Here is a 10457-nt window from a genome sequence, read left to right as displayed (position 1 = left end):
TGTTGATCCCCGCCCCGGCAAGTGATATGATGTTCACCTGGTTGCCGATAGCTGCCTGGATCTCTTCGACCTTATGTTGATTATTTGTTGCAAAAATTATCGACTGCATAGGTTATACGGAGAACATTTTTTTAAGACAGTCCCAAAGTTGCTTTTTCAGACCTTTTGCTGTTTCAGTGTCCGGCAACAGAGAATCTATAGCCGGTATATTGAGAAAATAACAAGCCTCGAACAATTGTGGCCGGAGGGGGGGGAAATTTAAGGGAAGGCCTATTTCAGCGGGCTCCACCCCAAAAAGTAAAACAAAGGCGGGATTAAGTTGTTTTTTCAGCTTTGCCATAGACACGCCACCTGAGGCATCATTCAAAATGGCTACATCACCAAGGTTTAGTTTGCAGGCAGAAAGTATTTTGATCAGAAACTGCAGATGTTCTTCAGGAATGTAAGGATCATCCTTATACCTGGCGATGATCGAAACCTTCTTCTGATTTTTCCCCAGGTACCGGTAAACTTCATCCGGGGAAGGCTGGGTAGTCGCCGTCGCTGAAGGCAGGTCGGGCGTATTGGCTGGCGACACCCGTGTTCTGGTGACCGAGCCTTCGGTAGTGTTGTTTGAGCCTCCGATTGTGGCCGTTGAACCGTCGATTGCGGTGGTGACTTCCGTTTTGGTTGGCGATACGCCGGTCTTTGCCGCTGAGACGGTGGTTATGGAACCGGCGAATAGGTCGGCAATCACAAAATCGGGTAATATAACATCCTTAAAAGACATATCTGGATTGATTATTCCGGCGCTTCTTTGTATTTAACTAACAATTGTTAGTTGAAAACAGGCTGGATTTTTTGCAGGGCCGAAGTTTGTTTGTTTCTTTGTAACCACAAAAATAATTACTTTATGATCGCTGCTCAAAGGTTTCCGGTAACCAGGATTGAACGGAGTAAACTGAATGATACGTCGCTGGAGAACATTCCTTTTGGCAAATATTTCACCGATTACATGCTCGAAGCTGATTACGAAGGTGGTCAGTGGACAAATGTTGAAATTAAGCCATATCAGCCTCTTGTATTACATCCTTCCCTTGCTGCTTTGCATTACGGTCAGTCTATATTCGAGGGAATAAAAGCGTACAGGCTCCAGAATGGAGACATATCTATATTCAGACCGATGGATAACTTCAGGAGGTTCAACATCTCGGCTGAAAGGATGCAGATGCCAACTGTACCTGCAGAAATCTTTATAGAAGGGATGCGTCAGCTGATCGCGCTTGACAGTAACTGGATCCCGGACAAGAAGGATCACGCACTTTATATAAGGCCATTTATGTTTTCATCGGATGAAGTGATCGGGGTGAAGCCATCCGAAACCTATAAATTCCTGATACTGCTTAGCCCAACCGGGCCATATTATGCAGATCCAATGCGGATTTATGTGGAGGAGAATTATACCAGGGCGGCTCCGGGCGGGGTAGGGTTCGCGAAAGTGGCCGGTAATTATGGTGGAAGTATGCTCGCTACCGCCGAGGCAAAGAAAAAAGGTTATGACCAGGTGCTCTGGACCGATGCGTTTGAACACAAATATGTGCAGGAGATCGGGACAATGAACGTGTTTTTTATCATTGGGAACAAGGCTTGTACCCCGGACCTGGAAAACAGCACCATCCTGGCGGGCGTAACCCGCGACAGTGCCATAAAGGTGTTGACAGCTATGGGTTACGAGGTAGAGGAGCGCCCGATAAACATCGATGAGATCTGCGAAGCATATACAGCCGGTACTTTGAAGGAGGTTTTTGGCACCGGTACCGCCGCAACCATTTCCATGATCCGTGAACTTCGCTATAAAGATTTCGTAATGCATTTCCAGGAAGAAAACTGGGTTGCTGGCCCGGGGCTTAAAAAACAGCTGGACGCTATCCGCGAAGGAAGAACCGAAGACCCATATGGTTGGTTATTAAAAGTTTGAGAAATGTGGAGAAGAGGTGGGAATTAATTTATTTGGATTTTTTTAAGCTTGTTTTCAATTTTTAGATAAAAGTCATTACCTTTGCCCTCCCAAATTTAAAAGGTTCAGAATGCCTACTATTCAACAATTGGTAAGAAAAGGAAGAGAGATAATTAAAGCGAAAAGTAAGTCCAGGGCACTGGATTCCTGTCCGTTCCGGAGAGGGGTGTGCACCAGGGTTTATACTACAACGCCTAAAAAGCCAAACTCGGCGCTCCGTAAGGTGGCGAAGGTACGTTTGACTAATAAGGTTGAGGTGATCGCCTATATCCCCGGTGAAGGTCACAACTTGCAGGAACACTCTATCGTATTGGTGAGAGGTGGTCGTGTGAAAGATTTACCAGGTGTGCGTTATCACATTGTTCGTGGTAGTCTGGATACTGCCGGTGTAAAAGACCGTAAACAAAGTCGCTCCAAGTATGGTACTAAGCGCGAAAAAGCTAAAAAATAATAAAGCAATTACAATCATTTATAGATGAGGAAGACTAAAGCCAAAAAAATCGCCCCTGCACCTGATGCAAGATACAGCGATGCCCTTGTGAGCCGTTTTGTCAATAATCTGATGTGGCAGGGTAAAAAGAACACTGCCTTCAACATATTTTACGATGCAATGGATCGCGTTTCCAAACAAACCGGTGAAAACGGTTATGAAATCTGGAAAAAGGCGCTAACCAATGTTACACCTGCAGTAGAAGTAAGAAGCCGCCGTATTGGTGGTGCAACTTTCCAGATCCCTTCAGAGGTTCGTGCAGATCGCAAGATTTCCCTCAGTATCAAATGGTTGATACGTTACAGCCGCGACAGGAATGGCCGTAGCATGGCAGAAAAATTATCCCAGGAGATAGTTGCCGCCAGCAAAGGTGAAGGTGGAGCTTTCAAAAAGAAAGAAGACACACACCGTATGGCTGAAGCCAACAAGGCTTTCGCTCACTTCCGTGTCTAATAAGACAGGTTGTTTTACAAATATCAGGTCACACCTTATTATATACAGCCATCCCGCACGTGCGGGATGGCTTTTTCAATTTTAACAGCCATCCCGGGAATTTCAGTAGACAGCCCGGACCCAATTTCTCACAAGTGATGGTCGAATTTTCCGCAAAAGTCCATTTGCGGTACACTTATTCCGCAGTTTGCCCCGCGTATTATTACCCAAGCACCGTAAATTCTGCAGAACATATTTTGTGTGTAAAGGGGCCACTTTCCCATCTAGATTCAACCGTCCATCGCCTTTAATCGTCTGATAATCAAGATGAGTGTGCTCGTTATAGCAGACAGTCTGTAGCTAAATCTACTCGAAAACACTTATCGGCATAATTGGCCCAATCGTCGAAAACAGGGGGAATCCACTTGCACCCACCGTAATTTTACTTTTCCTTTACACTGTATTTGTTCTATCCGTAATCCTTAGAATGCACGTTATGAAACTTGATCTCTACCCTAAAAAAGGCTTTAGCCTTTTCCTCTTCCTTCACCTGCTGTTTGTGGTTTGTGCCACGGCGCAGGATTGTTCAACCCTTACCGCTACATATAGCACAACCGAGTCAAGATGTATCGCTACCGGTACGATTGCAGTTGTTGCCAGCGGAGGTTCCGGCAATTATAATTATAAAGTCAGCGGACCTGTTACCACTTCATTCACCTCATCATCTATAATATCGGGTTTGCCGGCGGGTAGTTACCTGGTAACTGTGAGGGATGTAACCAGTGGCTGTGTGTTTGAAACGAGCAATATCGTTGTTGCGGGTTCCTACAGCGATCCGAGATTCAATATCGCCCAGACAGATGTCACCTGTATCAATGGTAACGACGGTACAATTACAGTAACAAATCTTGAAAATGGCCGTAATCCATTTTCATTTTCTATTGTAGCCCCGTCTGCCAGCAACATTGGAACAACAAACAGTACAGGAACATTCACCAACCTGGTTCCGGGTGATTATTCAATTCAGTTAAGGGATTCATGTGGCGGTATGCAAACAAGGAGAGTAAGCGTACTTAATTACAACTGGTTTTTTGATGGCACCAGCATAACCACAGTTAACTGTGATGAGGCTGATGTTGTTATCAACCTTAAGGATAATAAAGGAAACACTAACCTTTCCGGAACAGCGTTCAACGGTTTTCAATATGGCATTATCCGTGGCGCGGGTGATACATCATGGTCATCTACAAGAACCTTCCGTGTTTATAAGGGCACACTTCGTTCACTGGTCATCGTGGCTAAAGATCTTTGTGGTGTTTATCGTTATACTGGCTGGACAGAAACTGTTCGTCCGGTGGTAGGTAATACAGTAGCTATTTCAGGCCAGAACTGTAGCAGTTTTAATGCCGCGATCGCTACACCCGGAAACCTGACTGACCCCCTGTATTGTTTGTATAGAACCAGTCCCAGCGCGCTTATCTCCTGTAATACAACCGGTAGCTTTACGGGCGTGCCTTATGGTTCGTACCGCATTACGGTTAGGGATGATTGTTATGACACTACGATTACAAGAACATTCACAGTAGCACAGCCGGTCCCTTCTGTTAATGCTAATGTTACGGTATCAAATTATGCGTGTAACTCATTTACTGCTACAGTTGGTGGCCAGGTAAACCTGAATTCTCCGAATTTCTGCCTGTACGACAGCACCAACACTTTGGTAGGTTGTAATTCTAACGGTGTATTTGCGAATATTCCTTATGGACGTTATTCTATAGTTACTACGGACGGGTGTACTGGTACAGTGTTCACACGCAACTTTGCAGCGGTACCATTGGTTCCCGTTGTAGGGGCAGTTTCCGCTACAGGTCTGGGATGTAGCACATTTAATATTACGATGGGTTCGGGATCGAACCTGAATTCACCTTCGTATTGTTTGTACGACAACTCAGGAAACCTGGTAGCCTGTAATACCACCGGAAACTTTGCCGGAATTGCCTACGGTAATTATTGTGTTCGCTATACCAGCGCATGTTATGATACGGTGATTTCACGTTGTATTGGTGCTTCAAGACCAGTGCCAACGACGGTAACTAGTCCCGCGATATCAAACCAGCTTTGTACAACTTTTTCAGCCGGATTCAATGGAACAAATCTTAATAACCCTTCCTTTTGTTTATATAATAGCAGTAATGTCCTGGTGGCTTGCCAGCCTTCAGGTTTGTTTCACAACCTGTCTTATGGCAGCTATACATTAAGGGTCGTAAATAACGCCGGTTGTTATGACACTACTATTGAAAGAAACTTCACCGTGAACCGGCCGATACCTGTGGGTGGAACGACATCGATCAGCAACAGGACTTGTACAGGTTTCCAGGTTAATACATCTGCCGGAACTTACCTGACTTCACCACAGTATTGTGTTTATGACAATCTGAATAACCAGGTTGCATGTAACACCAGCGGTACTTTCACTCTTCCTTACGGAAGCTATCAGATGCGTATCGTCAATAGCTGTTATGATACAACTATAATAAGACCTTTCACTGCATCACTGATCCCGACTGATCTTTCTGTAAGCTCAACTGCAAGTTGCAATATCGGGTTCACTACACTACAAGTAAATTTTTCTGCAGGTGTAGCACCGTACAATGTGCAGGTGTATAACCAATGGGGTGCATTGATGAGTACTGTAGCTTCTTCAACAGCTGCTATCACAATCAACGGCCTGGCTGCTTTACCTTCAGGTCAGCATTACAAAGTTGTTGGTACAGATAATTGCGGTGGAAAAGATTCAATGAACATTATCCCTACGGCAAGCTGGTTAAACAAAAGCATTCTTACTAACTCAAAATGTCCCAGTGGTGTCTGGCAGAATGGTAGCGGAGATATCGTGGTCACAGCCTCTTCGAGCTTTGGAAGTGTAACACCTGTAATTATCAGGAAAAACGGGGCAGTAACAAGCCTTACTCACTCAACCAGTACTCCTGGTAACTATACCTTCAGCAACATGGAACCTGCAACATATGTAGTTGAGTATACCATTCCAACCTGTTCAAACAAACTGTATGACACCTTCCAGTTGCAACCCTATTCTTTCCCAACTTTAATGCAGTCTGCAGCTTACCAGTGTGATAATAACAGCTTTAGTGTGGGTGCTGCAGTAACTGGTGGAGTAGCTCCATTCACTTACGAGGTGATAGGATCTATGCCTTCATCGCCAAGTATCCTCGCAGCTCCGCAACTGAGCCCGGTATTCGGGGTAAATAATGGCACCGTTTATTCATTGATACGTCTTCGTTCAGTTGACGCCTGCGGAAATGCAACCCTGAATGATGTGAGCATCCGTCCATTGGCCAACGTAATTGTTACTGCAACTTCAAACTGTATGTATAATAATGTAACGCTGAACGTGGATTCAATTGCAAACGCTAATTATCAGTGGTACAAGTTCAACGGCGCGGGAGATTCTACCCTGGTTGGAACAGGCATCAGCTATAACATTCCTGAACTGCTTCCTTCTGATACTGGCCGATATGTGTCAAAAATGCTTGTCAACAGCGGTTGTCTTACAAAACTCACTTATTTCCGCATGGATGGTGGATGTGGTGGAATGATACTGGCTTCAAAAGTTAGCCTTACCGGTAAAACAGTGACAGGTGGTCACCAGTTAACATGGGTTGCCAGCAATGAAGATGATACAAAAGAGTACCAGGTTGAAAGAAGCACAGCAAAAGATGGTGACTTCAAACAGATTGGTAAAGTAAGTGCAAAAAAACAAGGCCAGAACATGTACATCTATACCGATAACCAGCCTGCACAAGGTGTGTCTTACTATCGTGTTAAGATCATCACTAAAAATAACAGGTCAATACTTACCAATACGGTTTCATTCAAATCTGCATCATCAGCAAAGGTGTCTGTGTTCCCTAATCCTGTGAGGGATCTGATGAACGTCAGCATCAAAAACAAGGAGTACGAAACCCTGAAGCTTTCCCTTTACAGCGCCTCAGGACAGATCATCTACGAATCAACTCATCAGAATGTACTGAACACAACACTGCAATACAGGAGGCCGGCCTCAGTAAAACCGGGTGTTTATGTACTTAAAATAAATAACCTCAAGACGGGAGAGATCAGTTCTTACAAGGTTATGTTTGAATAGTTACATGTTTCTTTGATTACGGCACGGGGGCCTCGCGGTAAGCGGGGCTTTCGTGTGCCCGGGAGGACCTGTAAATGAACGGCCCGACAGAGGACATTGATAGGCAATTACAGTGAGGTTGAAATTGGGGGCAACCAGGCGAATAAACTGTTGATTCTCAACTTAGCCATAGGAAAGTTAAATGATAGGAGGATATATTGAACCTTCTCATTACAATTCCAGTCATTTTACGTAACTTTGCGCTCCAAAATTCAGGGATATTTTGTCCCTGGTTCAAAATTAAAAGTAAATAACCAAGTCATGGGAGACTTAAGATTTCAACGAAACTTTGGTATTGCGGCTCACATCGATGCCGGTAAAACTACCACAACTGAACGTATCCTTTACTACACAGGCGTTAATCACAAGATTGGTGAGGTACATGATGGTGCCGCAACCATGGACTGGATGGCGCAGGAGCAGGAAAGAGGTATTACAATCACTTCAGCAGCAACCACCTGCTTCTGGAACTTCCCTATGGTTCAGGGAAAGAAAGTGCCGGAAACACATCAATATAAATTTAATATTATCGATACCCCAGGACACGTGGACTTTACCGTTGAGGTTGAGCGTTCACTCCGTGTTCTTGACGGATTACTTGCATTATTTTGCGCAGTTTCCGGTGTAGAACCACAGTCTGAAACCGTTTGGCGCCAGGCTAACAAGTACAAGGTTCCCAGGATCGGTTTCGTTAACAAAATGGACCGTGCGGGTGCAGACTTCCTGAACGTGGTAAAACAGGTAAGGGAAATGTTGGGTGCAAAAGCAGTTCCATTGCAACTTCCGATCGGGGCCGAGGACGGTTTCAAGGGAGTTGTGGATCTGATCACCATGAAAGGTATGATCTGGGACGACGCAAGCCAGGGTATGACCTTCAACGAAGTTCCCATTCCCGAAGAAATGAAGGCTGATGTGGAAGAGTGGAGACAACACCTGATTGAGGCCGTTGCCGATTACGACGATAAACTCCTGGAAAAATTCTTTGACGATCCTAATACGATCACAGAAGCCGAAATTCACGAAGCTATCCGTAAAGCAACGATCGATATTTCCATCATCCCGATGATGTGTGGTTCATCTTTCAAAAATAAAGGTGTGCAGACCGCACTGGATGCCATTGTCCGTTATCTCCCCGGACCATTGGATATCGAAGCTGTAACAGGTACGAATCCTGATACCGGCGAAGAGATCACCCGTACCGCAGATCCGAAAGGACCTTTTGCGGCGCTTGCATTCAAGATCATGACCGATCCTTTCGTGGGTCGTCTTGCGTTCTTCCGGGCTTATTCCGGACGACTGGATTCAGGCAGCTATGTGCTTAACACACGTACCGGCAAAAATGAGAGGATCAGCCGTATCATGCAGATGCATGCAAACAAACAACACCCCATCGATTTTATCGAAGCTGGTGATATTGGTGCAGCTGTAGGATTTAAGGATATAAAAACAGGGGATACCCTTTGTAATGAAGATCAGCCGATCGTTCTTGAATCAATGACCTTCCCTGAACCGGTTATTGCGATTGCTATTGAGCCTAAAACTCAGGCAGACGTAGATAAGATGGGTATGGCGATCGCCAAGCTGGTTGAAGAAGATCCGACACTGCGTGTGAACACAGACGAAGAAACTGGTCAGACCATCCTCCAGGGTATGGGTGAACTTCACCTTGAGATCATTGTTGACCGTATGAAACGCGAGTTCAAGGTAGAGATCAACCAGGGTGCACCTCAGGTGGCTTATAAAGAATCTCTGGGTAAAACCATTGAACACCGTGAAACGCTTAAAAAGCAAACCGGTGGTCGTGGTAAGTTCGCCGACATCATTTTTGAGATCGGACCTGCTGATGAAGAGTTCCTGGCTGAAGGAAAAGGCAAATACCAGTTTGTCAATGATATATTCGGTGGATCTATTCCACGTGAGTTTGTTCCTGCCATTCAGAAAGGTTTTGAACAGGCCATGAAAAATGGTGTGTTGGCAAACTACCCGCTCGACAATATGAAGGTTCGTGTGTTTGATGGTAGCTTCCACGCTGTGGATAGTGATGCGATGAGCTTCGAACTTTGTGCAAAACAAGGTTTCCGTGAAGCAGCCCGCAAAGCGAAACCAACATTGCTTGAGCCGATCATGAAAGTGGAGGTATTAACACCGGATCAGTATATGGGTGATGTTACAGGTGACCTTAACCGTCGTCGTGGTATGCTTGAAGGTATGGACAGCAAACATGGAGTACAGGTGATAAAAGCCAAGGTTCCATTGAGCGAAATGTTCGGATACGTAACACAGCTCCGTTCATTGTCATCCGGCCGTGCAACTTCAACAATGGAGTTCAGTCATTACTCACCTGCACCTAACAATATCGCTGAAGAAGTGGTTGCTAAGGTAAAAGGTAAAGCAAAGGTTGACTAAGCATTATTCAGAATAAATTCAAAAAGGGTCGTCTCAATTGCATGAGACGACCCTTTTCCGTTTCTGGCGCCGCCGGATTTATACAATCTTCGACTCGCTTAAACTAATAGCGCAGCAGTGCAGGAAGAAATCGCAATATTAATTTTCAAGAACTTCTTTGGGGGCTTCTTTTGGCTCTTTTTCTCCCCGGTGGCAGGTAAAGCAGCTTATCGTTGCTACGCTGTCCTTACTGGCCTTAAAGTATTTCTTATTGATACGCATTGACATACGCATCATATCGCGGGCAATTTCTTTATGCTCATTTTCATCGCTTGCGAAATCCATCTTCTTCGGATCCGTTTTGCTGGGCGCATGACAAAAATTGCATTTTACTCCCAATGCCGTTTTAAACTCTTTCATCACAATCTCCAATTCATCATTAGTGATATTTTTCTTAAGTACTTTGAGATTCTTGTACTTTGGCTCTTCAGTAAAACTAACAGAACAGAATGCGATAGCAAGAACGACTAACGACAGAACGAGCATTTTTCGGCGCATATAGTTTGGTTTATCTTTTAAATGTACTGAAATACTTCGTTTCGCAAAAACATTCTCCTGCGTGAAGGTCGTGGGAAATTCTCATCACGATTGCTGAAGGCAGGTCGCGTTTTCGGAATGCGCATCACCATTCAGGAATACGCATCACCGCCTCCACAAACTCATCGCAATTCCGGAATACTCATCGCCAGCTCCGAATGCTCATCGCCATCTCCGAATAGTCATCGCCATCTCCCAAGGCTCATAGCGGTCTCCGAATGCTCATCGTCATCCCGGTATCGTCATCAACGAAACGTTTCCTGATTTAGACATTCTGCAACAAACTGTTAATACCATTACATGTCTTAAACTTCAAAATCTGTTTGGCTTCCAATAGGTATAATAAAACTATT

General features: G+C 44.8%; 7 protein-coding genes. 5 read left to right on the top strand and 2 right to left on the bottom strand.

Annotation, left to right across the window (positions count from 1 at the left end):
• Window positions 1-112: 112 nt before the first annotated feature.
• Window positions 113-769 (bottom strand): hypothetical protein, encoded by a 657-nt coding sequence (locus tag ACX0G7_RS23435; RefSeq protein ID WP_458925962.1) that lies wholly within the window; start codon window positions 767-769, stop codon window positions 113-115.
• 123 nt (window positions 770-892) lie between these two features.
• On the opposite strand from ACX0G7_RS23435, the gene ACX0G7_RS23430 reads away from it, so the two are divergent.
• The 5 genes from ACX0G7_RS23430 (at window position 893) to fusA (ending at window position 9528) form a co-directional block, all read left to right on the top strand.
• Window positions 893-1957, top strand: coding sequence for a branched-chain amino acid aminotransferase (locus ACX0G7_RS23430; RefSeq protein ID WP_458925961.1), 1065 nt, complete (start codon window positions 893-895; stop codon window positions 1955-1957).
• A 109-nt stretch (window positions 1958-2066) separates the two neighbouring features.
• Window positions 2067-2447: a 30S ribosomal protein S12 gene (rpsL, locus tag ACX0G7_RS23425; protein WP_192617989.1), complete on the top strand. Its 381-nt coding sequence runs from the start codon at window positions 2067-2069 to the stop codon at window positions 2445-2447.
• Window positions 2448-2471: 24 nt separating this feature from the next.
• Complete coding sequence (gene rpsG, locus ACX0G7_RS23420; protein WP_458925960.1) at window positions 2472-2939, top strand: 30S ribosomal protein S7; 468 nt, start codon at window positions 2472-2474, stop codon at window positions 2937-2939.
• Window positions 2940-3414: 475 nt separating this feature from the next.
• Window positions 3415-7083, top strand: a complete 3669-nt coding sequence (locus ACX0G7_RS23415; RefSeq protein ID WP_458925959.1) for a T9SS type A sorting domain-containing protein — start codon at window positions 3415-3417, stop codon at window positions 7081-7083.
• 300 nt (window positions 7084-7383) lie between these two features.
• Window positions 7384-9528: an elongation factor G gene (fusA, locus tag ACX0G7_RS23410; RefSeq protein ID WP_458925958.1), complete on the top strand. Its 2145-nt coding sequence runs from the start codon at window positions 7384-7386 to the stop codon at window positions 9526-9528.
• A 138-nt stretch (window positions 9529-9666) separates the two neighbouring features.
• Here fusA and ACX0G7_RS23405 read toward each other — a convergent pair whose 3' ends face one another.
• The gene (locus ACX0G7_RS23405) at window positions 9667-10065 is read right to left on the bottom strand and encodes a c-type cytochrome (RefSeq protein ID WP_458925957.1); all 399 of its coding nucleotides are present in this window, start codon (window positions 10063-10065) and stop codon (window positions 9667-9669) included.
• Window positions 10066-10457: the final 392 nt, after the last annotated feature.

Source organism: Flavitalea antarctica (assembly GCF_054461535.1).
Note: the sequence above shows the minus strand (reverse complement) of the source record. Positions and strands in the feature narration are given on the sequence as shown.